The 23277-nt window shown below is 68.8% G+C and carries 22 protein-coding genes; 10 read left to right on the plus strand and 12 right to left on the minus strand.

Annotated features, from left to right (window positions below):
• Window positions 1–65 precede the first annotated feature (65 nt).
• The 4 genes from ABZ195_RS08260 to ABZ195_RS08275 all read right to left on the minus strand — a co-directional run bounded on the left by ABZ195_RS08260 (window position 66) and on the right by ABZ195_RS08275 (window position 4081).
• Window positions 66–785 (minus strand): hypothetical protein, encoded by a 720-nt coding sequence (locus tag ABZ195_RS08260; RefSeq protein ID WP_355216568.1) that lies wholly within the window; start codon window positions 783–785, stop codon window positions 66–68.
• Window positions 782–2011: a zinc ribbon domain-containing protein gene (locus ABZ195_RS08265; protein WP_355216569.1), complete on the minus strand. Its 1230-nt coding sequence runs from the start codon at window positions 2009–2011 to the stop codon at window positions 782–784. Before ABZ195_RS08265 ends, ABZ195_RS08260 begins: the two co-directional genes overlap by 4 nt.
• Before the next feature lie 113 nt (window positions 2012–2124).
• Complete coding sequence (locus tag ABZ195_RS08270; protein ID WP_355216570.1) at window positions 2125–3744, minus strand: S53 family peptidase; 1620 nt, start codon at window positions 3742–3744, stop codon at window positions 2125–2127.
• Window positions 3745–3808: 64 nt separating this feature from the next.
• Complete coding sequence (locus ABZ195_RS08275) at window positions 3809–4081, minus strand: hypothetical protein (protein ID WP_355216571.1); 273 nt, start codon at window positions 4079–4081, stop codon at window positions 3809–3811.
• A 306-nt stretch (window positions 4082–4387) separates the two neighbouring features.
• Here ABZ195_RS08275 and ABZ195_RS08280 point away from each other — a divergent pair, with 306 nt between their 5' ends.
• From ABZ195_RS08280 to ABZ195_RS08295, 4 genes are read left to right on the plus strand one after another with little or no spacing between them, the layout of a single operon-like run.
• Window positions 4388–5083 carry a hypothetical protein gene (locus tag ABZ195_RS08280; protein WP_355217032.1) on the plus strand — a complete coding sequence of 232 codons (696 nt, stop codon included), beginning with the start codon at window positions 4388–4390 and terminating at the stop codon, window positions 5081–5083.
• On the plus strand, window positions 5080–6684 hold the full coding sequence (locus tag ABZ195_RS08285) for a DNA polymerase Y family protein (protein WP_355216572.1): 1605 nt from the start codon (window positions 5080–5082) through the stop codon (window positions 6682–6684). Before ABZ195_RS08280 ends, ABZ195_RS08285 begins: the two co-directional genes overlap by 4 nt.
• A 38-nt stretch (window positions 6685–6722) precedes the next feature.
• Entirely contained in the window at window positions 6723–7250 is a 528-nt protein-coding gene (locus tag ABZ195_RS08290; protein WP_355216574.1) for a MarR family transcriptional regulator, read from the plus strand.
• Window positions 7247–7669: an organic hydroperoxide resistance protein gene (locus ABZ195_RS08295; protein WP_355216576.1), complete on the plus strand. Its 423-nt coding sequence runs from the start codon at window positions 7247–7249 to the stop codon at window positions 7667–7669. The genes ABZ195_RS08290 and ABZ195_RS08295 overlap by 4 nt, the downstream gene beginning before the upstream one ends.
• A gap of 4 nt (window positions 7670–7673) precedes the next feature.
• Here the strand turns inward: ABZ195_RS08295 and ABZ195_RS08300 are convergent, their stop codons facing one another.
• Together ABZ195_RS08300 and ABZ195_RS08305 are read right to left on the minus strand one after the other, a co-directional pair.
• On the minus strand, window positions 7674–8705 hold the full coding sequence (locus ABZ195_RS08300; RefSeq protein WP_355217034.1) for a nucleoside hydrolase: 1032 nt from the start codon (window positions 8703–8705) through the stop codon (window positions 7674–7676).
• 66 nt (window positions 8706–8771) lie between these two features.
• Window positions 8772–10784: an SDR family oxidoreductase gene (locus tag ABZ195_RS08305; protein WP_355216578.1), complete on the minus strand. Its 2013-nt coding sequence runs from the start codon at window positions 10782–10784 to the stop codon at window positions 8772–8774.
• Between the two features lie 109 nt (window positions 10785–10893).
• On the opposite strand from ABZ195_RS08305, the gene ABZ195_RS08310 reads away from it, so the two are divergent.
• Complete coding sequence (locus ABZ195_RS08310) at window positions 10894–11763, plus strand: MaoC/PaaZ C-terminal domain-containing protein (RefSeq protein WP_355216579.1); 870 nt, start codon at window positions 10894–10896, stop codon at window positions 11761–11763.
• Window positions 11764–11904: 141 nt separating this feature from the next.
• On the opposite strand, the gene ABZ195_RS08315 is transcribed toward ABZ195_RS08310, so the two are convergent.
• A complete protein-coding gene (locus ABZ195_RS08315) occupies window positions 11905–12669 on the minus strand; it encodes an SDR family NAD(P)-dependent oxidoreductase (RefSeq protein ID WP_355216581.1) in 765 nt (254 codons plus the stop codon).
• A gap of 39 nt (window positions 12670–12708) precedes the next feature.
• Window positions 12709–13410, minus strand: coding sequence for a DUF899 family protein (locus tag ABZ195_RS08320; RefSeq protein ID WP_355216583.1), 702 nt, complete (start codon window positions 13408–13410; stop codon window positions 12709–12711).
• Between the two features lie 85 nt (window positions 13411–13495).
• Here ABZ195_RS08320 and ABZ195_RS08325 point away from each other — a divergent pair, with 85 nt between their 5' ends.
• From ABZ195_RS08325 to ABZ195_RS08335, 3 genes are all read left to right on the plus strand, one after another.
• Window positions 13496–14068 (plus strand): dihydrofolate reductase family protein, encoded by a 573-nt coding sequence (locus ABZ195_RS08325; protein ID WP_355216585.1) that lies wholly within the window; start codon window positions 13496–13498, stop codon window positions 14066–14068.
• Window positions 14069–14122: 54 nt separating this feature from the next.
• Entirely contained in the window at window positions 14123–17419 is a 3297-nt protein-coding gene (locus tag ABZ195_RS08330) for an error-prone DNA polymerase (RefSeq protein WP_355216587.1), read from the plus strand.
• Between the two features lie 137 nt (window positions 17420–17556).
• Window positions 17557–17775, plus strand: coding sequence for a hypothetical protein (locus ABZ195_RS08335; RefSeq protein WP_355216588.1), 219 nt, complete (start codon window positions 17557–17559; stop codon window positions 17773–17775).
• Between the two features lie 99 nt (window positions 17776–17874).
• On the opposite strand, the gene ABZ195_RS08340 is transcribed toward ABZ195_RS08335, so the two are convergent.
• Together ABZ195_RS08340 and ABZ195_RS08345 are read right to left on the minus strand one after the other, a co-directional pair.
• Window positions 17875–18318, minus strand: coding sequence for an SgcJ/EcaC family oxidoreductase (locus ABZ195_RS08340; RefSeq protein WP_355216590.1), 444 nt, complete (start codon window positions 18316–18318; stop codon window positions 17875–17877).
• A gap of 42 nt (window positions 18319–18360) precedes the next feature.
• A complete protein-coding gene (locus ABZ195_RS08345) occupies window positions 18361–18771 on the minus strand; it encodes a TIGR03667 family PPOX class F420-dependent oxidoreductase (protein WP_355216592.1) in 411 nt (136 codons plus the stop codon).
• A 23-nt stretch (window positions 18772–18794) separates the two neighbouring features.
• Between ABZ195_RS08345 and ABZ195_RS08350 the strand changes: the two genes are divergently transcribed.
• A complete protein-coding gene (locus ABZ195_RS08350; RefSeq protein WP_355216594.1) occupies window positions 18795–19445 on the plus strand; it encodes a nitroreductase family protein in 651 nt (216 codons plus the stop codon).
• Window positions 19446–19535: 90 nt separating this feature from the next.
• Here the strand turns inward: ABZ195_RS08350 and ABZ195_RS08355 are convergent, their stop codons facing one another.
• Window positions 19536–20000 (minus strand): tRNA (cytidine(34)-2'-O)-methyltransferase, encoded by a 465-nt coding sequence (locus ABZ195_RS08355; RefSeq protein ID WP_355216596.1) that lies wholly within the window; start codon window positions 19998–20000, stop codon window positions 19536–19538.
• Window positions 20001–20055: 55 nt separating this feature from the next.
• A complete protein-coding gene (locus ABZ195_RS08360) occupies window positions 20056–20187 on the minus strand; it encodes a hypothetical protein (protein ID WP_355216597.1) in 132 nt (43 codons plus the stop codon).
• Between the two features lie 317 nt (window positions 20188–20504).
• On the opposite strand from ABZ195_RS08360, the gene ABZ195_RS08365 reads away from it, so the two are divergent.
• Complete coding sequence (locus tag ABZ195_RS08365) at window positions 20505–23276, plus strand: ATP-binding protein (protein ID WP_355216599.1); 2772 nt, start codon at window positions 20505–20507, stop codon at window positions 23274–23276.
• Window position 23277: the final 1 nt, after the last annotated feature.

Below are 23277 nucleotides of genomic sequence, written 5' to 3' on the forward strand. Positions count from 1 at the left end.
GACATTTGTCAATGTCACCATTTGGCCGTGGGAGATCCGGCCCACAGTGGGCCGTCACGGGTGGATCAGCGCAGCGGGTCGCCGCGCCAGAGGAAGCTGTTGACGTATTTGCCCATGTCGAGGGCGATTTGCAGGTTCGCAGCCGAGGGCTTTCCCGAGCCGAAGTCGGGGCCGAACGCGTGATACGGACCGACCGCGCCGGCGACTAGGGCGAGATCGTTCTTGACGGACACCATGACGACCAACCGCATTCGGCTGTAACTCGCGTTGGAGCCCTGCGGCCAACAATCGGCGACCAGGCCGTAGCCCGGCTGATATCCGACCATGGCGTTGGGGATCTCGTAGGCCATCTTGGTGTCGGGAAAGGTCTTCTTGACGAGCTGATTGGCGATCTCCTGCGGCGTGCGGCCGCCGGCGGGCTCGCTGAACAACCGCAGGGTGCCGCCGTCGCCGGCCAGCAGGTCGGCGGTGACGCCGTGGTCGCCGGTGGTGACGTTGTAGGCCGTGCCCTCCGCCGGGTAGGCGACGGAGAACGCGCCGTCGGGCGCGGTGAAGCGCGGGTTGATCGTCACCGGCAACCCCAGCGGCGGTCGTCCGCAGTCGGGTGGGCACACGTACCGGGCCGAGGGCTTCTCCAGAGCGCCCGACATCGCCACCAGACCCGCGGCGACCAGTCCGATGGCGGCCACCCAGACGATGAGGAGCCGACGGTGTGAGGTCTTGCGAAGGGTCGGCGCAGTGTAGGTGCCCGCATGGGTGGAATAGCCCTGGACGATCGTGGTCACGCGTCGTCCGCCCCTGACCCGCCGTCGGCCTCGACGCGAACGGGCCGGATGTCACGCCGGGCCTGTCGCGACGACCGTGACGACGCCCTGGTGGCTGCCCCACAGGCCACGCAGAACGCCATGTCGGGCACGACGTGTCCGCAGTGCGTGCACAGCAGCGGTTGGTCGGAGCGGATCTCGTCGTGGTCCTCGTGCAGCAGGGCCAGGTGCAAACCGATCCGCAGCGCCAGCAGTGCGGCCGCCGCCACGCCGAGATGCAGTGCCAGCTGGAACAACTGGGGCATTCTCGCGACGTCGACGAGGCCGAGTCCGGCGTAGAGCACCAGGACGACGAGCGCGAACACGGCCACCACGAGGCGGACGTAGTTGCGGTGCTGATGCTTCTTGTTCTCGGGTCGGGTGAACCACAGCGCCGTGCCGATCAGCCCGCCGACCGCGGCCGCGGTGAGTGGTACCGCGACGCCGCGGATGCCGGCTTCGACGATCAGCCCGTTCATCGGCCGCGACCTGGCGATCATGCCGCCCGCGAATTGCGGTGACAACCGGGTCATCTGGGCCGCGGCGGTGAACATCAGCGCGCCGAGGGCACCAATTGCAAAGCCGTCGAGGGATTCTCGCGAACCGGGCCGGAAGAGTCTGACGAGCAGGACCGGAACCAGCATCAGAACCACCCCGCCGATGGGGACGCCCAGCCCGTCGCGCAGGATGCGGGACCCCGCGATGCCCATGCCGAGCCCGACGTCGTAGGCCTGCGCGACGACGGCCCCCGTCAGCAGCACCCACCCGACGCCGAGGCCGATGCCCAGTCCCGCCGTGGTCACCAGGGTTGCGGTGGGCACGTCGTCGTAGACGTCGGACTCCTGCAGGTAGATCAGGAACAGCAGGGGCAAACCCAGTGCCGCGACGGTGATCAACGCGGCCGGCAGCCGAAACACGCTGGTGGCCAGTAGGGCGACCAGGATCACTCCGAGGCCGACGAGGAACGGCATGCGGGAACTGGGGGACAGGTGCGGGAACAGCGAACTGACGAGGTTGGGTCGGAACAGGTGCTCGCCGGGCGAGGCGCTGTAGGCGTGGGCTCTGAGCCATCCCGGACCCGTGGAGCGGTGCTCGTCCAACCGGATGCCGCACAGCCCGCAGTACTCCCCGTCGGGAACCGGGACCTTGCACACGCGGCACTCGACCATTCCCGGGGTGGGATCGTCCGTATCGGGCTCGGTGCTCATGTCTCGGCTCCCGCTCGTTCCGGTCCTCGCTCGTGCCTCACTGCGATCCTCGCTCGCGATCGCCTTCGGTGCTCATGTCTTGGCTCCCGCTCGTTCCGGTCCTCGCTCGCGCCTCACTGCGTGATCCTTTGAATGGTCAACAGGTTGCGGGCCAGGTTGTCGACGTCCGGGGTTCCGAGCCCGCTGACCAGGTCGTAACCCGGTCCCGCGGTGTCGACGGCGTTGCCGCCCAACGTCACGTCTCGGAACGCGGGCAGTGGCGCACCCTGGGCGATGCGGTACAGCAGGGGGTTGATGTCACCGATCTCGCGGCCGCCGTTCTCCTTCAGGAACTGGGTCATCACGGCGGTCAGCCCCGCCCAGATCGGTGCCGACTGCGAGGTCCCCCCGCCGACGACGGTGTCGCCGTTGAGCACGATCTTCACCCCGGTGAAGGGGTCGGCGACGGCCGAGATGTCGGGGGTCAGTCGCTTGCCCGTGTTGCGATCGGCCGGAATCTGCCCCGAGGCGACCTGCTGCCACGGAGGTCGGTCGAACAGCGTCGAGACGCCGCCGCCGGTGCCCTGGGAGAGCGGGACGTCGAACCAGGCCTGCTCGGCGAGCCACTTGCCCTTGGCGTCGGTGGACAGCGTGGTGCCTCCGACGCTCGTCATCTCGGGAAGGGAGGCAATGGAATCCAGGCCGACGTCGGCCGGTCCGGGTGGGGAGTCCCAGTCGTCACCGCCCTTGCACTCGAGGCCGGCGAGGTCACCGCTGGCGTTGAATGCGGTGGTTCCGCTCTCGTGGGCGTCGGCGAGGGCTGATCGAACGGGTTCCAAATCCGCTGCGGTGAGCAGCTTGTCGCATCCCCAGCCGATCGACAGGCTCCAAATGGCGCCGGGGAACCGGCGATTGGTGTCCTCGAGCATCTGTCCGATCTTCTGGAAGGCGCCGTCGCCCTCGACGGTCGGGCGGGCGTTGACGACGACCAGCTTGGCGTCGGGCGCAATCGCATGGGCGACTTCGAGATCCATCGTCGTCTCGCCGTACGGCTCCTTGAGTTGGTCGCCGACGACGGTGGGGGTGAAGGTGGGAAGTCCGTTCTGGGTGGAGAAGGTGTCGAGGTCGGACTGGGCGAAGCCGTTGAACGCGAAGATCACGATGGTGGTGCCCTTGCCGGTGAAGCCGCTACGCGCCATGCCTGCCGCTTTGTAGGTGTTGAGCAGGGCGTCGGGCGTGAGCCCGCGGTCCGGAACGTCGAGCGGCAGGATGTCGGGCCGCGACTCGTGATGCGGTGTGTAGCTGAGGATTCGGCCCAGCTGTCGAACTTCGCTCCGCAGCGGCTCGGGTACCTCGGGCTGCTGCGGCGAGGCGTAGAATTCCTGACCACGCTGACCGCGATAGTCGTGGACCTCGACGGCGAAGGCGGCCGCCACGTGATCGGGCGGCCCCTCCACCACGGCCCAGCCGTCGCTGTCGCGCCATTGCACGGCGAGGCCGTGGTGGCTCGCCCAGTCGATCAGTGCCGCGGGGCGACGGTCGTGGCTCAGCATTGCCGTGAGCTGGACGTGATTCCCGCGGGCCGGGCCCAGGTCGGTCGAGGCGGCCAGCAGTGAGGCGAATGGCCCGTCGATCACATTGGCCCGTTCGGCGCCTGCAGTGACCCGCAGATCGGAGGCCAGCGCCAACACGGCCAGCATGATGACGGGCAGCAACCACGGCCAGGCAGTGGAGCGCCTGGTCGGTGATGTCATCTCGGTCGGTGACGGCATGGCGTCGTGTGGTGGTCTTGCGACGGATACGAGAACCGCCGGGGCGTCAGTTGTCGCCGGGAATCGCCGTCGGCGCGGGTGGCGCCTTGACCGGAGGCGTGAACAGATTGCCGCCCGTGGGGTTGATCGACTTCTCGGTGGGCGTCACCGAGGGGGTCGACGACGAGGGCGCGGTGGACGGCGCGGTCGTCGTGGTGGGGGTGGTCTCCGGGGCCTTGTCCGAACTGCTGCCGCATGCTGCGGTCAGGCCGACCATCGCGACGACGGCAGCCCCTCCCGCGTAGGCCGCGACACGGCGGGTCAGGCGATGTGACCTCATGATGCTGTCCTTACTAATCCCCGAATTGCCAACGCTCGTCCTTCGGCGAATCGCGAGGCGATTCCGCGCGGTCCCTGGTGCTGGACGCGCGCACCAGCCCCATCCCGAAGCGGGTTCCGGTGCCAAAACTCTAGCTGACCTCGGATGTGGGCACCTGGGTATTTCACTGGAGGCGTAGTGGGGCCTCCCGGTGGGGTCGACCCGCTTGACGGTGTCAGAGGGTGAGTGTTTACTCGTTCAATCGAACATATTTTCGAATGAGGGAACGAGTCGGATGGTGCGCAAGGTGTTCTCGTGGCAGTCGTGATGGATGTGACTCAGGCCGGTAAAAGCCGGTCTGAACAGGTCGAACACCTTCGGCGCAAGATGGCCGAGGTGTCGGGTCGCACGTCGCCCACGGCGGGTTCGACGCACCGCGGATCCATGCCCTCTCGAGCCTCGATTCCGGTCTCGGAAAATTTGCTACCGGTACCGGAATCGCTGTCGGAGCTGCTTCCCGACTCGTTGCCCCGGGGGTCGGTCGCGGTGCTGTCGGGGGCCCGTTCCCTGTCGCTGCGGTTGGTGGCCGCGGTGACGGCGGCCGGTGGGCATGCGGCGATCGTGGGTCAGCCGCACGTGGGTCTGCTCGCCGCCGTCGAGATGGGCGCCGATTTGAGCAGGCTTGCGGTGATCCCCGACCCGGGTGCCGATCCGGTGGAGGTGGCCGCGGTGCTGATGGACGGACTGGATCTCGTGGTGCTCGGACTGGGTGGCCGGGTGGTGGCGCCGACCAGGGCCCGTGCCGTGACGGCCAGGGCGCGGCAGAAGGGATGCACCCTGCTGGTCGTCGACGGCGACTGGCACGGAGCCTCGGCGCGAATGGAGTCCAGGGTCTGCGGCTTCGAGGTCACGGGTGCGGGCTCCGGCGCACCCGTCCCGGGGTGCGGGCGGATAAGCCGGGTGCGGTTGACGACCAAGGCCTCCGGCCGCTCCGTGGGTCTCGCCCGAATAGCGGGCGGATGACGTTGCCGGGCCGAGTACTGGCCATCTGGTGCATGGATTGGCCCGCGGTGGCGGCGGCGGCCGCGGCGGGTCTGCCGGCGACCGATCCCGTCGTGGTCACCCTGGCCAATCGCGTCGTGGCGTGTTCGGCGTCGGCGCGTGCGACCGGTGTGCGCAGGGGGTTGCGTCGCCGGGAGGCCCAAGCGCGCTGTCCCAGTGTTCACGTGGTCACCGCCGATCCCGGTCGCGACGCCAGGCACTTCGAGGGCGTGACGGCGGCGGTCGACGACGTCGTGCCCCGTGCGGAGGTGTTGCGGCCGGGCCTGCTGGTGTTGTCGGTGCGTGGGGCGGCCCGCTACTTCGGGTCGGAGCAGTCGGCCTCGGAGCGGTTGGTCGACGCGGTCGCCGCGGCGGGCGCGGAGTGTCAGGTCGGCATCGCCGACCAGTTGGCCACCGCGGTCTTCGCCGCGCGCGCCGGGTGCATCGTCGAGCCCCACGGCGATGCGGCATTCCTGGCGTCCCTGTCGATCCGGCAGTTGGCCACCGAACCGAGCCTGTCGGCACCCGGCCGGGACGACTTGACCGATTTGTTGTGGCGCATGGGAATTCGCAGCATCGGGCAGTTCGCCGCCCTGTCGCGGACCGACGTGGCCTCCCGGTTCGGCGCCGATGCGGTCGCGGCCCACCGCTTTGCCCGCGGGGAGTCCATGCGCGGCCCGTCGGGTCGGGACACGCCGCCCGAACTCGACGCGGTCATGGACTGCGATCCGCCGGTGGACAGGGTCGACGCCGCCGCCTTCGCCGGCCGCTCGCTGGCCGGCGAGTTGCATCGCCGGTTGGAGGCGGCGGGTGTCGGCTGCACCCGGCTGGGCATCCACGCGGTCACCGCCAACGGTGAGGAGATGCACCGGGTCTGGCGATGCGCCGAACCGCTGACCGAGGACGCCACGGCGGACCGGGTGCGCTGGCAACTCGACGGTTGGCTGAACCGCCGGCGCGACGGTGGGCAGGCGGGGTTGAGTGGCCCGATCACCACGTTGCGGCTGCACCCGGTGGAGGTGGTGTCGGCCTCGGCGTTGCAGCTGCCGCTGTGGGGTTCCTCTGGAGACGACGACCGGTTGCGGGCCCGGCGGGCGCTGGTCCGCGTCCAAGGGCTGCTGGGGCCGGAATCGGTGCAGGTTCCGGTGCTCAGTGGCGGTCGGGGGCCCGCCGAGCGCATCACCTTCACGCCGTTGGGCGACGAACCCGTGTCCCGAGCCGATCCCGGCCAGCCCTGGCCAGGGCAGCTGCCCGAGCCGTCGCCGGCCGTCCTGCTCGACGATCCGGTGGAACTGCTCGACGCCGAGGGCAATCCGGTTCGGGTGACGGGGCGGGGGCTGTTCTCGGCGGAACCGGCGCGGCTGACCGGGGACGGCCGCCGGGCGGGACGGTTGAGGTGGTGGGCCGGTCCGTGGCCGGTGGACGAAAGATGGTGGGACCCTCAGGAATCGGGGAAGGCGGGTCGGACGGCGCGGGTGCAGGTGTTGGTGGAGGAGCCGGGAGGACGGGGTGACGTCGTCGACCGGGCGATGCTGCTGTGCTACCGGCAGCGGCAGTGGTTCCTGGAGGGGGTCTACGAGTAACGATTGTGCACAATTGAATTGCGAGCTATAGTTCAGGCATGGCGGTCCTGAGCCTCGATCAGCACCTGTGCTTCGCCCTGTACTCGGCGTCACGGGCGATGACCGCCGCATACCGACCGGTCCTCACCGAGATGAACCTCACCTACCCGCAGTACCTGGTGCTCCTGGTGCTGTGGGAGGCCTCGGACGAGGCAGGTCCGGGTGGCGAGGCTCGCGTCACCGTGGGCCACCTCGGCGAACGTCTCCAGCTGGACTCCGGAACGCTGTCACCACTGCTGAAGAGGTTGGAGGCCAACGGATTCGTTCGCCGCGAGCGGTCGCGAACCGACGAACGACTCGTCGAGGTCACCCTCACCGAGAGCGGCCTCGAATTAGAGGCGCGCGCACAGTGCATCCCCGAGCGCCTCTTCTCCTCGACCGGCATGTCCGAGGGCGACGCCGCCGACCTGCGTGACACGGTGCAACGCCTCGCCGACGTGCTCACCGCGTCCTCGCGGAATTCCCCGTCCACCCCAGAACGATCACCGGGCGCAACCCGGACCGCACCAGGAAAGGAATCACGATGAAGACCTTGTACACCGCAGAGGCGTTGGCCACCGGCGAGGGCCGCGACGGACAGGCCCGCAGTGCCGATGGCCGGTTGGACTTCCAGTTGGCCATTCCGAAGGAGATGGGAGGCAGTGGCGACGGCACCAACCCCGAGCAGCTGTTCGCCGTCGGCTACGCCGCGTGCTTCCACTCGGCCTTGCGACTGGTCGCCCGGCAGGAGAAGGCCGACGTCTCGGATTCGACGGTGGGCTCCCGAGTGTCGATCGGAACGCTCGACGGCGGCGGCTTCGGGCTCGCGGTCGAACTGGAGATCACCATGCCCAACGTCGACCACGCCACCGCCCAGGCGCTCGCCGAGAAGGCGCACACCGTCTGCCCCTATTCGAACGCGACCCGCGGCAACATCGACGTCACCCTGGTGGTGACCGACGACTGACCGCTCACCCCAAGGTGGCGGCGAAGGGCCCCACCCGCGCGATGAACCGGTCGAAGAACACCTCCGGGTCGACTCCGACTCCGATGTGCGCGTTGGGGTGTCGCCCCCAGTGCCCACGCCAGTCGGCGACCGTCATCCCGCGGGTCAGGGTGCCCGTCAGTTCCACGTCCACGGTCGCCCGACGGTAGGTGACGAGATCGGGATCCAGGGCCACCGCGGCGGCCAGTGGATCGTGCAGGTGAGCCAGGTAGCCCTCGCCCTGGTCGAAGTGGAACTCGAAGTAGAACCGCATCGCGTCCTCGAGCACGCGGATCAGCGGATTGGCGGCCGCCGATCTGGTCCCGCGGTCGTCGAGCACGCTCATCGGCGTGGTGGCCGACCCGGCGGCCGCCGCCAGCCGACTCAGGATCGCCGGCGTCATCGCGGCGTGCTCGGTCAGGTTGAGCCCCAACATGATTGGCAGATGCGTCGGCTCGTCGAGTCCCCAAGCCGCGCCCCACACGGTGAACACCTCCGAGCCCGACTCGGGGTCCACGCTGATGTTCCACTCCGCCACCGGCGTGGTGTTGCCGCGGTAGTCGAACGCCCCGCCCATGATGACCAGCCGCCGCAACAACCGGGGCAGGGCCGGTTCGATGCGCATCGCCAGGGCCAAGTTGGTCAGCGGCCCGGTGACCAGGCCGATCAGCTCGCCCGGATGTTCGCGGGCGGCTCGGACCCAGGCGGTGGCCGCGTCGTAGTCGGTGAGCCGAAGATCCCCGGCGGAGAGCTGCGCGTACCCGATTCCCTCCGGGCCGTGGGTGTCCTCGGCGGTGCGCAGGGCAATGGCCAACGGGCGCTCGGAACCCCTCGACACCGGGATGTCGTCCACTCCGCACAGGGCCAGAAGTCCGAGATTGTTGGCACAAACCTGGTCGACGGGAACGTTTCCCGCGGTCGAGGCGATGCCGACGATCTCGGCGTCCACGCTGGCCAGCAGGTAGGCCAGCGCCATTGCGTCGTCGACGCCCGTGTCGACGTCGGCGAAGACGGGCAATCGCGTCGTGCCGTCCGAACCCGTATCCACGCCGCGCGTCACACCGCCAACCCTAGGGCGGGCGATTCACCAATGCACACCAGGGACCAGTCGGACCGCCCGCTTGATCGGGCCTGGCGTCCGCAGGCGGACGAGGCTCGGTCCGAGGACGCGCGCCGGCCGCTTCGGCCGTCGCGTCGGGTGGTGATCGTCGGTCGTGCTGACCCCTCGGGCGGCCGGCGAATCGGGATAGCCCAGATACAGCTGATGCAGGATCCGGCGCGACAGACCCGGTGCGACGTAGTGCCCGACCTCGGCCAGCGTGCCGACCGGCGTGTCGATTCGGGCGGGTTTGTCCACCAGTCCGCGGATCACCATCGCCGCAGCGTGGTCGGCGGTGATGGCGGGCATCGGGTTGAGCTTGCGCGACGGAGCGATCATCGGCGTCTTGACCAACGGCATGTGGATGCTGGTGAAGGTGATGTGGTCGGAAAGAGTCTCGGAGCCAACCACTTCGGCGAACGAATCGAGCGCGGCCTTGCTCGGAACGTAGGCGCTGTACTTCGGGCTGCTCGCCTGTACGCCCGCACTCGAGACGTTGACGACGTGCCCGAACCGACGTTCACGCCAATGCGGCAGCAGCGCCAGCACCATCCGCACCGACCCGAAGTAGTTCACCGCCATCACGCGTTCGTAGTCGTGCAGTCGATCGGTGGAGGCCGACACCGACCGCCGGATCGAGCGGCCCGCGTTGTTCACCAGGTAGTCGACGTGTCCGAACTGTCCCAGGATGTCCTTGACGGTGTGCTCGACCGACGCCGAATCGGTGACGTCGCAGGTGAATGCGTGGGCCTCGCCGCCGGCGTCGCGAATCTCGGCCACCAGGTCGTCGAGGGCCTCGGCGTTGCGGGCCAGCGCGAACACCCGCCCGCCACGTTCGGCCACCGCGATGGCCGAGGCTCGGCCGATGCCACTGGAGGCACCGGTGATGACGACGTGCCGACCGACCAGCGCACCGGCAGGGTCGTCGCGGCGGGCGCGATCCGGATCCAGATGCTCGGCCCAGTACCGCCATAGCCGAGGCGCGTAGGACTCGAACTCCGGCACCCGAATTCCGGTGCCCCGCAACGCTTCGGCGGCGTTGTCGGAAGTGAAGGTCGGCACGAGGTCGACGACGTCGAGGATCTCGGCGGGGATTCCGAGCTGAGTGGCGGCCATGTTGCGCAGCACCTTGGCGCGCCCGGTCGCCGTCAACAGCGGCGTCGCCAACGACCCGGGCAGTGTGCCGCGGAACTCGGGCAGGCGTGCCTCCTTGGCCACGCCGCGGTAGATGTGCTTGAGCGCAATGGACTTCGGCGCCGTCAGATGGAACGTCTGCCCGTCGCGGTCGAGGGCGTGCATGATCTCGACGACGGCCCGCACGACGTAGTCCACGGGCACCACATTGGTGCGGCCGGTGTCGGGCAACATGATCGGCGTGTACCTCGGCAGCACGGCCAGCTTCGCGAGCAGTCCGAAGAAGTAGTACGGACCGTCGATCTTGTCCATCTCACCGGTGCGCGAATCGCCGACGACGACGGCGGGCCGATAGATCCGATAGCGCAAGCCGGATGCGGCGCGTACCAGCATCTCCGCTTCGAACTTGGTCTGGTGGTACGGCGTCGGCAAATCCTGCGCGACGTCGAAGTCGTCCTCGGTGTACTCGCCGGGGAAGGTGCCGGCCACCGCGATCGACGAGATGTGGTGCAGGGTGGCGCCCATCCGCAACGCCACGTCGACCACCGCCTTGGTGCCGTCGACGTTGGCGGCACGTTGGGCGGCGTCGTCGGCGGTGATGTCGTAGACGGCGCCGCAGTGCACCACGTGGTCGACGGGTCCGAGCTCGGTGACGGCAGCCTCCGTGAGCCCCAGGTTCGCCGACGTGAGGTCTCCTGCCAGCGGTTTCACGCGCTCGCCCCACTCGGCGGCGAGATGTTCGAACCGCGACAGCGACGCGCGGCGGACCAGGACCCAGACCTCGTTCTGCGGATCTCTGGCCAGAATCGCGGACACGATGCGGCGGCCAATGAACCCGGTACCGCCGGTAACGACATAGCGCATGCGAGTCATGGTCACCCTAGTTCCGGCAAAGGTCAACCCACCGTGCCGCGGCCCGGAGTCGTCGCGCTATCGTCCGACTGAGCCGTCACCGCCTTCAAGGGAGAAGAGCATGCCGATCAACCCCGACGCCATCGGTGCGACCACCGCGCCGCAACCGTTCGAGTGGACCGAACGCGACACGCTGCTCTACGCACTGGGGGTTGGCGCGGGCACCAGGGATCTGGCGTTCACCACCGAGAACAGCCATGACATCCAGCAGCAGGTGCTGCCGACCTATGCCGTCATCGCCTGCCCGGCATGGGGCGCGGCCGCGGAGGTGGGGTCGTTCAACTGGGCCATGCTTCTCCATGGTTCCCAGCAGATTCGCCTGTTCGCGCCGTTGCCGCCGTCGGGCAAGCTGAACGTCGCCTCCGAGGTCGTCGACGTTCAGGACAAGGGTGAGGGCAAGAACGCGATCCTCGTGCTGAAGGGCACCGGCACCGATCCCGAGACGGGAGAGGTCGTCGCGGAGACGACGTCGACGGCCGTGATTCGCGGCGAAGGCGGCTTTGGTGGCCAGCCGGGTGAGCGGCCCGCCGCGCCGGAGTTTCCGGATCGCGAGCCGGACGCGAAGGTCGCCTTGCCGACCACCGAGGACCAGCCGCTGATCTATCGACTCTCGGGTGACCGCAACCCGCTGCACAGCGACCCCTGGTTCGCCCAGAACCTCGCGGGCTTCCCGAAGCCAATCCTGCACGGACTGTGCACCTATGGGGTCGCCGGCCGGGTGCTGGTTGCCGAGCTCGGTGGCAACGACGCGACGAAGATCACCGCGGTCGGCGCCCGGTTCACCTCCCCGGTGTTCCCCGGCGAGACGCTGACGACCTCGGTGTGGCGCACCGAGCCCGGGCATGCGGTGTTTCGCACGGAGGCCGCTGGCACCGACGGTTCCAACGCGCGGATCGTGCTCGACGACGGCACCGCCGAGTACGTCGACTGACGGGGCTTCAGCGTCGCGGCGGGATGTCCGACGCGCGGTCGAGGTCGGCATCGGCGAGGTCGTGTCGCTCAGCGTCGGTGTGTCAAATGTCCTGCGCATCAACCATTTTGCCGTCGAGTGGGGGCGTTGCCGTCCAACCCGTCACCAGGTCTGTTCGGCCGCCCGCACCAGCATCTCGTTGACGGCGACCCGACGGTCGCGCGTCACCATGTAGGTGACCGCGTCGGCGATGTCGCCCGGCTCGAGTTTCACCATGCCCGGACTGCGCGCTTCGATGGTCTCCCGATCGGCGGCGGACAGGTTGTCGGTGATCTCGGTCTGCACCGTCCCGGGTTCGACGAGGCCGACCCGGACCCGCTGCCCCAGCACCTCCTGGCGGACGGCCTCGGAGAACGCGCCGACGCCGAACTTCGTCAGCGCGTAGACGGCGGTCCCCGGCCGCGCGACGCGACCCGCGGTCGAACTGACGTTGACCACGTCGGCGACACCGCGCGGCGAGTCCGCGGCGGCGGCGATCAGGTGTGGCAAGGCCGCCCGCGTCATGTAGAGCACGCCCGCGACGTTGACCGACAGCATCGTGTCCCAATCGGCGGGGTCGGCGCTCGCGGCCGGTCCGATCAACATCAGGCCCGCGTTGTTGACCAGGATGTCGAGTCTGCCGAAGCGGTCGACCACCCGCTGGACCGCGGCGGCGGCCTGGGATTGGTCGGACACGTCGGCCTCCACGGCCAGCGCCGTGCCACCGGCGGATTCGATGCGGGCGGTGAGGTCGTCGAGCCGGTCCTTGCGCCGGGCAAGCAGTGCGACGGTGGCGCCCTGCGCGGCCAGCGCGACGGCCGTAGCCTCGCCGATGCCGCTGCTCGCACCCGTCACCAACGCCACCGTGTGGTCTAGTCGTTCCGTCATGATCGCCATCATCCGCTTCGGCTGGTGCTGCCGGTCTGGTTAGCCGGTGCCGTACGCCTTGGCGATATCGGGGGAGTCCGCCCACTTGGAGTAGGTCGGCGCCTGCGGCCATCCCGGCGGGGAGTCCTGCCACACCTCCTGGCGGCCCCAGGGCAGCAGGTCGATCAGAGCGAAGCTGTGGCTGAGCTGTTCGGTGCCCCGGCCGTCGGTGTGCCAGGTGCGGTACACCCGTTCCTCACCCGACCGAGCCGTCGCGCGCAGGAAGACGTTGACTGCGAATCCCGTTCCCGGGGCTGCCCCCACGTCGGCGCCGAAGCTGCTCTCCGACGAGGAGTACCACTGCATCTGATTGCCGACCCTGGCCTTGTAGGCCAGGGCCTCGTCGATGGGTCCGTTGGTCACGATGACGAAGCGCGCGTCGTAGGAGTCGAGGAACTCCAGCCGGGTGAACTGCGACGTGAAGCCCGTGCAACCGCCGCACTGCCACTGCGCGCCGTCGTTCCACATGTGGTTGTAGACGATGAGTTGACGGCGTCCATCGAAGACGTCGACCAGCCGGACCGGCCCGTCGGGGCCGATCAGCGTGTACTCGGGCAGCTCGACCATCGGCAACCGTCGGCGTTGGGCGGCGATGGCGTCGAGCTCGCGGGTGGCGGCCTTCTCCCGAACGCGCAGCTCGTCGAGAGCAGTGCGCCAGGTGGCCTGGTCGACGACCGGGGGCAGGGCTGGTGTGCTGTTCATGTGGTCTCCTCGTGGGTGTCCTCGACGAGTAGACCGGTCGGGCGGCGATTATTCATCGCGACGGTGCAGTCGAAGGGAGGCGAAGGTGGGCAAGGTCATCGTGGCCAACTGGGTCACGCTGGACGGGGTGATGCAGGGGCCGGGAAGCGTCGACGAGGACACTCGCGACGACTTCGCCGCGGGAGGCTGGGCAACCCCGTACGCCGACCCCGTGATCGGCGCCAAGATGGGCGAGCGCATGGGCGCCGAGTTCGAGTGGTTGTTCGGCCGCCGGACCTATGAGGAGCTGTTGCGGGCGTGGGACATCCGCGGCGGACCGTTCAAGGACTCCCTCACCGGCACGCGCAAGCACGTCGCGTCCAGTACTGCCGGGACGACGCTGAGGTGGCCCAACTCCCACCTGCTTCAGGGGGACGTCCCCGCCGCGGTCGCCGCGCTGAGGGAACGGAGGGCCAACCTGGTGATCATGGGCAGCGGGGTCCTGATCGGTGCGCTGGCCGAGGCGAAACTGATCGACGAGTACCTGTTGATGATCGCGCCCGTCGTGCTGGGTCATGGGCGTCGGCTGTTCGACGGTGGGTCGTCGGCGTCGCTACGGCTGGTCGACTGCACGGCGACCGAGACCGGCGCCGTGGTGGTCCGCTACGAACCCCGATGAGGTCCTCGAACTCAACACGTCGACCATCGAACGCGTGTTCGATAGACTGCGATGGTGGGTTGGAACGACGGGCCGTCGACCTGGGGCGAGATGCAGCGTGTGCTCACCAGCAAGCCGCGCCGCGCCGGGTCCCGCCTGCCCGAACCCACTGGTGACGGTGGCGACAGCCCGGCCTGGTCGCGCAAGCGGGGGAGCTATGAACGGCCCGACGGCCACCATCGGGCGGGCGCGTCCACCCCGTATGCCGAACTCCACGCCCACTCGGCCTACAGCTTCCTCGACGGGGCGAGCACCCCGGAGGAACTCGTCGAGGAGGCCGCCCGGCTGAACTTGAGGGCCATCGCGCTGACCGATCACGACGGGTTGTACGGGGTGGTCCGATTCGCCGAGGCGGCCCGGGAACTCGACGTCAAGACGGTGTTCGGTGCCGAGCTCTCGCTGGGGAACGTGCCTCGCACCGAGAGGCCCGATCCGCCGGGGCCGCACCTGCTGGTGCTCGCGCGCGGGCCCGAGGGGTATCGGAGGCTGTCGCGGGAGCTGGCCACCGCACACCTCGCCGGCGGGGAGAAGGGCAAGCCGCGCTACGACTTCGACGCACTGACCGAGGCCGCCGGCGGGCACTGGCAGATCCTCACCGGCTGCCGCAAGGGCCATGTGCGCCAAGCATTCTCGACGGGTGGGCCGGAGGCGGCGGCCGCAGCGCTGGCCGACCTCGTCGACCGGTTCGGTGCCGACCGGGTGAGCGTCGAGCTCACCCACCACGGCCACCCCCTCGACGACGAACGCAATGCCCAGCTCGCCGCCCTGGCGCCGCGGTTCGGAGTGGGCGTCGTGGCCACCACTGCCGCGCACTTCGCCGAGCCGGCCCGCGGCCGGTTGGCCATGGCGATGGGTGCCATCCGGGCGCGCAACTCGATGGACGAGGCCAGCGGTTGGCTTGCGCCGCTGGGTGGTTCGCACCTGCGGTCGGGGGACGAGATGGCCCGGTTGTTCGCCCGTCATCCCGGCGCGGTGACGGCCGCGGCCGACCTGGGCGAGCAGTGTGCGTTCGGGCTGGCCCTCATCGCCCCGAAACTGCCACCGTTCGAGGTGCCGGCGGGACAGACCGAGGACAGCTGGCTGCGCCATCTGGTGATGACCGGGGCGCGCGACCGGTACGGCCCCCCGGAGCGGGCGGCCCGGGCCTACGCCCAGATCGAGCACGAGCTGAGGGTCATCGCCAAGCTCGACTTCCCCGGTTACTTCCTCGTCGTGCACGACATCACCCGGTTCTGCAAGGAGAACGACATCCTCTGTCAGGGCCGGGGATCGGCGGCCAACTCCGCGGTCTGTTATGCCCTCGGCGTCACCAACGTCGACCCGGTGGCCAACGAGTTGCTGTTCGAACGGTTCCTGTCCCCGGCCCGCGACGGACCACCGGACATCGACATCGACATCGAATCGGATCTGCGTGAGAAGGCGATCCAGTACGTCTACCAGAAGTACGGCCGCGATTACGCCGCCCAGGTCGCCAACGTCATCACCTATCGCGGCCGTAGCGCGGTGCGCGACATGGCCAGGGCGCTGGGCTTCTCCCAGGGGCAGCAAGACGCCTGGAGTAAGCAGCTCAGCAAGTGGAACGGGCTCGCCGACTCGCCCGACGTCGAGGAGATTCCCCCGCAGGTAGTCGACCTGGCATTGCAGATCAAGGACCTGCCTCGGCACATGGGCATCCACTCGGGAGGCATGGTGATCTGCGACCGGCCGATCGCCGACGTGTGCCCGGTGGAGTGGGCGCGCATGGAGAACCGCAGCGTGCTGCAGTGGGACAAGGACGACTGCGCGGCAATCGGTTTGGTCAAGTTCGACCTGCTCGGGCTCGGCATGCTCTCGGCGCTGCACTACGCCATCGACCTGACCACCGAGCACCAGGGCGTCGAGGTCGACCTGTCCAAGCTCGACCTGTCCGAGGCGGCGGTCTACGAGATGCTGCAGCGCGCCGACTCCGTGGGGGTGTTCCAGGTGGAGTCCCGCGCGCAGATGGCCACGTTGCCCCGGCTCAAGCCGCGGGTGTTCTACGACCTGGTGGTCGAGGTCGCGCTGATTCGACCGGGGCCCATCCAGGGTGGCTCGGTGCACCCGTACATCCGCCGCCGCAACGGCGAGGAGGACGTCACTTACGATCATCCGTCGATGGAGCAGGCGCTGCGGAAGACGTTGGGAATTCCGCTGTTTCAAGAACAACTGATGCAGCTGGCCGTCGACTGCGCGGGTTTCTCCGCCGCCGAGGCCGATCAGCTGCGTCGGGCCATGGGGTCCAAGAGGTCCACCGAGAAGATGAAGCGGCTCCGCAGCCGGTTCTACGACGGCATGCGGGCCCGGCACGGCATCACCGGTGACGTGGCCGACCGCATCTACGAGAAGTTGGAGGCGTTCGCGAACTTCGGTTTTCCGGAGAGTCATTCGCTGTCGTTCGCCTCCCTGGTGTTCTACTCGTCGTGGTTCAAGCTGCACCATCCCGCGGCCTTCTGTGCCGCGCTGCTCCGTGCGCAGCCAATGGGTTTCTACTCCCCGCAGTCGTTGGTCGCCGACGCCCGCCGTCACGGTGTGCTCGTACACGGCCCCGACGTCAACGCCAGCCTGGCGCACGCCACGCTGGAGAACCGTGGCCTCGAGGTGCGGCTCGGTCTCGGTGCGGTGCGGCACGTCGGCGACGAGCTGGCCGAGCGCATCGTCGACGACCGAATGGCGCACGGCCCGTTCACCTCTGTGGTCGACCTCGCGGGCCGGGTGCAGCTCTCGGTGCCGCAGACCGAGGCGCTGGCCACCGCGGGCGCGCTCGGCTGCTTCGGCGTGACCCGGCGCGAGGCGCTGTGGTCGGCAGGTGCCGCGGCCTCCGAGCGTCCGGACCGGCTGCCCGGTGTCGGGTCCTCCTCGCACGTCCCGACCCTGCCGGGGATGACCGAACTCGAACTGACCGCCGCCGACGTCTGGGCCACCGGCGTCTCGCCGGGCAGTCACCCCGTTCAGTTCCTCCGTGAGCACCTCGACGCGCTGGGGGTCGTGCCGGCCAATCGACTGTTGTCGGTACCGGACGGCACCCGGGTCCTCGTCGCCGGTGCGGTGACCCACCGGCAGCGGCCCGCGACGGCTCAGGGGGTGACGTTCCTGAACCTCGAGGACGAGACCGGAATGGTCAACGTGATGTGCTCGAAGGGCGTGTGGGCGCGGCATCGCAAGCTGGCGCAGACGGCGTCGGCGTTGGTGATCCGCGGCATCGTGCAGAACGCGACGGGGGCGGTCACCATCGCCGCCGACCGCCTGGGGCCCGTCGACCTGCGGGTGGCGTCAAAGTCGCGCGACTTTCAATAGGCGGCCCGTTCCCCCGATCGGTGGACATCGCGTTCATCCGGCCCATCCACCGCTCGCCGGACAGACTCGGCGCCGAAGCCGGGCGATAGTTGTCTCAACGCCAAAACGGCAGTCAGACAACGACACAGGGAGTCATCATGAACGCCATCACCCGCAGCCTCATCGCCGCCACCGTCCTGGGCGCCGCCGCCCTCGGACTCGCCGGCACCGCCGCCGCCGCACCCACCGCCACCACCCCGCAGAGCACCGGCAACTTCCACAGCCCCAGCACCTACGCCACCCCGGCCCCCACCGTCGGCGGCGGCTGGTACGGCAACCACGGCCCGGCCTACATCGCCCACCTCACCGGCAAGTAGCCCGGCCACACCACCCCACGAACCCATCAGGCCCTCCCCAACCAATCCCCGGGGGAGGGCCTGATGTACGTCTCGGGCCGTCGGCAGAACCCGACGGGGTCAGTGCTCGTAGGTGACGTCGGTGTTAGCGTCCTGGAACATCTCGGAGACGATCAGCCACGAGCCGTCCGGTTGGCGTTGGAGGACCCGCACCGAGAAGTTGTCGCGGTCGATCGTGCCGCCGCCGACGAGGCCCTGCCCCTTCACCACCAGGTGCGCCGACACGACGACCACCTCGGGGGTCAGGACCTTGAAGCTCGTCTCGGGCGGACCTGCGAGTTCCCCTCGGTTGAAGTTCTCATCGTCGAACAAGCCACGCAGGTACTCGACGATGTCGTCGCGACCGCGCTTGACCGTGCCGAAGGCGTTGACCCAGTCGGCGTCGTCTGAGTACACGGAGAGCAACGGCTCGGCATTGCGATCGTCGAACGCCTTGAGCAAGGTCAGAAGTGTCTTTCCGATCGCTTCTTGATCGGCCTGGGGCAGCGTTGAAAACTCGGTCACGCGGCCGAGCCTAAGCCGCCGCCCGTCGATGCGTCTCGGATCTCACGCGGTCGGCGTCGTCCACACCTTGTCGATGCTGATCCGCAACCGGGTGCTGTAGTCACCCATCGACTCGGTCAGGCCGAACTGGTCGGAGATCTCGCCGTACTTGGCCCAATACGGTTGATCCTGGCGGCAATCCACGTCCTCGGCGTCGACGGTCGCCTCGCCGCCGACGACGACGATCCCGCCTCCGTTGCCGTCGGAATCCAGGTTCAGGCTCACCTGCGGATGGCGCCCGACGTGGCCGACCTTGGCCGCGGTGGGACTGCTGTAGACGAAGAGGGCGTCACCGTCGAAGTAGAACCAGACCAGTTTGGGCACCGGCTGGCCGGACTTCGCCACGGTGGTGAGCCAGCCGTAGTGATCCTCGTTGAGGCGACGGGTGACCTCTGGCGTCAGCGTGGCAGTCATGGTGGCGAATGTAGTCTCCGAACATGGCCTCTGAAACCCTCGACTTGACCCTCGACGAACTGCTGACCACCACGCGTTCAGTGCGCAAACGCCTCGATTTGGAGAAGCCCGTTCCGCGCGAGGTCATCATGGAATGCCTCGACCTGGCGCTGCAGGCTCCGACCGGGTCCAACTCCCAGGGCTGGCAGTTCGTCTTCGTCGACGACGAGGAGAAGAAGAAGGCGATCGCCGAGGTCTACCGCATCGCGGCCACCCCGTATCTCGACGCCGAGAAGCCCACCTACGGCGACAGCCGCGACGAGCGCACCCCGTTGGTGATCGACTCGGCGAAGTACCTCAACGACCATCTGCACGAAGTTCCGGTCATGCTGATCCCCTGCCTGGAGGGCCGTCCGGATGGCGCGCCCGCGGGCGCGAGCGCTGGCTTCTGGGGGTCGATCCTGCCCGCCGCGTGGAGCATGATGCTCGCGCTGCGTTCGCGTGGGCTCGGATCGGCGTGGACGACGCTGCACCTCATCGGTGACGGCGAGAAGCAGGTCGCCGACATTCTCGGCATCCCCTTCGAGAAGTACGCCCAGGGCGGGCTGTTCCCGATCGCCTACACCAAGGGCACCGACTTCAAGAAGGCCAAGCGGCTGCCAGCCGAGCAGCTCAGCCACTGGAACAGCTGGTAGCGCGAGCGCCTTTCGCCCATCGCGTGTGCTGGGAGATCCTCGCCGACGGGGATTTCGCGATCCCACAGCACACGCGATGGGGCTGCAGGTTCACACCGCGCCGGTGAACCCCTGCTGGCGCCACGCCTCGTAGACCACCACCGCGGCCGCATTCGACAGATTCAGCGAGCGACGACCCGCCAGCATCGGGATGCGCACCCGGGCGGTGACGTGCGGGTCGGCCAATGTCTCGGGGTCCAGGCCGGTGGGTTCCGGCCCGAACAACAGCACGTCTCCGGGCACGAACTCGACGTCGCCGAAGAACGAGTCGGCATGCGCGGTGAACGCGAACACCCGCGCCGGCATCACCGCCGCCCACGCGGCATTCAGATCGGGGTGCACCGTCACCGAGGCCAGGTCGTGGTAGTCGAGGCCCGCGCGACGCAGCTTGGGTTCCGACAGGTCGAAACCGAGTGGCTCGACGAGGTGCAATTCGCATCCCGTCGCGGCGACCATTCGGATCGCATTGCCCGTGTTCGGTGCAATGCGCGGCGAGTTGAACATGACCCTGAACAATGCGGAGCTGAGCCTCCCGGTACGCGAATAGCAGGAAGCCTACGTCCGCCCGTCGTCACGTCTCCTGATCGGGGATGGTCGCTTCGTCGCCGAATTCGGGATCGGGGCTCTCCCCGCCCGGGGCGCTGACGGATTCCGTCTCGTCGGTGTCGTTTCCTTGGCGTTGCTCGCCATGCGGTTCGGTCATGAATGCCCTTTACCCACATTCACCCAATGGGAAGTCGAAATGAGTGCTCCGACCGCCGGACATTTCGGAGTCGTCTCGGTTGCACAACGACATTTGCTCGCATAGCACACGACTACGCAACGGCACGGTCACGAACTCTGTCTGTTCAGTAAGAACTCTGGAAACACCCCCGCATCGCTGTCATACTCGTCGAATTGCCGGTCGGACTGGTTCTTCCGGTGCCTGCCGATACGTGGGCGTACTGCTGCAGGAAGCCTTATGAACGACGCGCAAATACGAGACATTCGACGAGCGACCGGTTTTCTGGCCGGGGCGCGATGACCGCTTTCGGCGAGCCGCCGCACGACGATGCGTCGCAATTCGCGGGCATTTCGCCGCGGCAGACGACGGGTGCGCCCAAACGCCCGTCGCGATGGGCGTTGAGCAATTGGCCCGTCCGCTGGAAGGTCCTCGCGATCGTGGTGGTCCCGCTGATCTTGGTGGGTGTCCTGGGCGGCTTGCGGGTGCACTCGGGGTGGGCGAATGCCGGAGAGCTACGACTGGCCGCCGACCGCACCGAAATGGTGCCCGCGATCGCGGAATACACGGCGGCCCTCGAAGATGCCCTACTCGCCAATTCCGCCGGCGGTGACCCCCAAGCCGCGCTGAACGCATTCGACACCAGCAAGCAGAAACTACGAAACACGCTGTCGGAGACCGACGTCGCACCCGACGTTCGCACCGGTGTCACCGGCCTGCTCGACGACGGTCAGGCACTGCTCGACAAGGTGGCGGCCAACGGCATCGACCTCCGCGGCCGCATCACCGACTACGCCCCCATCCTGCTGTCCGCCGAGGACGCGATCAACGGGTCGGTCCGGGTCGACGACGAGCGCATCCGCGCCGAGGCGCAGGGCCTGAGCCGCGCCGTCGGGGCCCGCGGCCAGATGGCGATGGAGCAACTCCTGGTCAATCTCGGGGGCGAACTTCCCGAGCCCGAGCTACGCACGTCGATGATCACCCTGGCCGGCACGGAACCGTCGACGCTGTCCGGGATGTCCCAGGTGCTCGGCGTCGGCTCGCCCGACGCGCAGAAGCTGCAGGAGGAAATGGTCCGGCGGATGGCCCTGATGTCGGACCCGGCCGTCGTCCTGGTTGCCAACCCCGACCTGAGTCAGTCCCTGCAGACCACCAACGACATCGCCGAGAAGGTCGTCGACTCCACCACGGCCGCCGTCACCACAGCCGTCGATGACCAGGCCGCCGCCACGCGTCGGGATGCGATCCGAGATTCGGCGATCGTCGGAGCGGCCGTCCTGCTGACGATCGTGATCGTGCTGCTCGTGGCCCGCTCCCTGGTGCGGCCGCTGCGGACCCTGCGCGACGGCGCGCTGCGCGTGGCGCACGAAGACCTGGCCCGGGAGATCGAACGGGTACGAGCAGGCGACGAGCCCGGCCCCATCCGGCCGCTGCCGGTGAACACCACCGAGGAGGTCGGCCAGGTCGCCCACGCCGTGGACGAACTGCACGAGCAGGCGGTGCTCCTGGCCGGCGAGCAGTCCCGGCTGCAACTCCAGATCGGCGACATGTTCGAGACGCTGTCTCGCCGCAGCCGCTCGCTGGTGGATCAGCAACTCGGCATCATCGACCGCCTCGAGCGCGACGAGGAGGACCCCGAACGACTGGACGGCCTGTTCAAGCTCGACCACCTCGCGGCGCGGATGCGCCGAAACGGCGCCAACCTGCTGGTGCTGGCCGGCTCCCGGGTCCAACGCGAGGAGGCCGACCCCGTGCCGGTCGCCACCGTGGTGAACGCCGCGGCCTCCGAGGTCGAGGACTACGCGAGGGTCGTGGCCGAGGATCTGCCCGAGACCGAGATCGTCGGCGTCGTCGCGGGTGACCTCGTCCACCTGCTCGCCGAATTGCTCGACAACGCGCTGCGATACTCGCCCCCGGTGTCCGACGTCCGGGTCACCGCGGTGCGCACCGGCAACGGCGGTCTGGTCATCGAGGTTGGCGACTACGGCCTAGGCATGACCGACGCCGATCTACGCGTGGCCAACACCCGCCTGCAGTCCGGCGGCGAGGTCGACCCGTACACCGCCCGGCACATGGGTCTGTTCGTGGTCGGCAGGCTGGCCGCCCAGCACGGTTTGGTGGTCCGCCTGCGCAACACCGTTGCGGCCGAACCGCAGTCGGGGACGACGGCGGGGGTCTTCATCCCGGCCGAGTCGCTGCTGCACGGCCCCGGTGAACCGGTGGTGAACCGCTACGACGCACCCGCCGAACCGCATCTGGCGGTGGTGCCGCCGCACGCCGCCGATGAGCAGCACGAGGACTACCAGGCATACGCCGACTACTCGGACCAGTCGGACCACCAGGAGTACGTCGACACCCCAGCTCCCGAATACCGCAACGATCGTAATGACGTCCCCATTTCGCTTCTGCCCCAACGCAATCCAGGCGCTAGCGGCATCGCCGGAATTCCGTCCGTCCCGATCGAACCGCGGCCGGCCGCCGAGGCCGAGGGCCGCTGGGCCGAACGGGAGTGGCCGCAGGAGTCCTGGCCGGACGAGCCCGCGCCGTCCGCGCCTAGCATGACCTCGTCGAACTCCTCGAGCGACGATGCGCACCGACCCGAACCCGCCGCGCCCACGCCTCGACCGGTCGCCGACCCGCAACCCGCCACCGGTGGTTCGATCTTCGACACCATGCTCTCGGAATGGCTGATCGACGACCCGTTCACCCTGGCGCAGAGCACCGACCTGGACTGGCAGACCGTGTGGGACAAGGGGTGGTCGGCGGCCGCCGCCGCCGAGGAGGCCCCGGTCGAGGAGCGCACCGCCGACGGTCTGCCGGTGCGGCAGCCTGGCGCGCGGCTCGTCCCGGGTGCGGCGGTCAGCGGCGACGAGGGCCGCAACGGGCGCAACGGTGGGGTGCACCGCGGTGCGGACGGACCGGCGCAGCCCGACGACTCCAGCGCCGACACCGGCCCGATCGCCATCCCGCGGGACCCCGAGGCCGTTCGCAGTAGCATCGGCAGTCACTTCGGCGGCGTGCACGCGGGCCGGTCCCGCGCCCGCGAGGCGAGATCGACGGATGAGGACTGAC

The organism is Mycobacterium sp. NPDC006124 (assembly GCF_040614235.1).
Taxonomy (GTDB): domain Bacteria; phylum Actinomycetota; class Actinomycetes; order Mycobacteriales; family Mycobacteriaceae; genus Mycobacterium.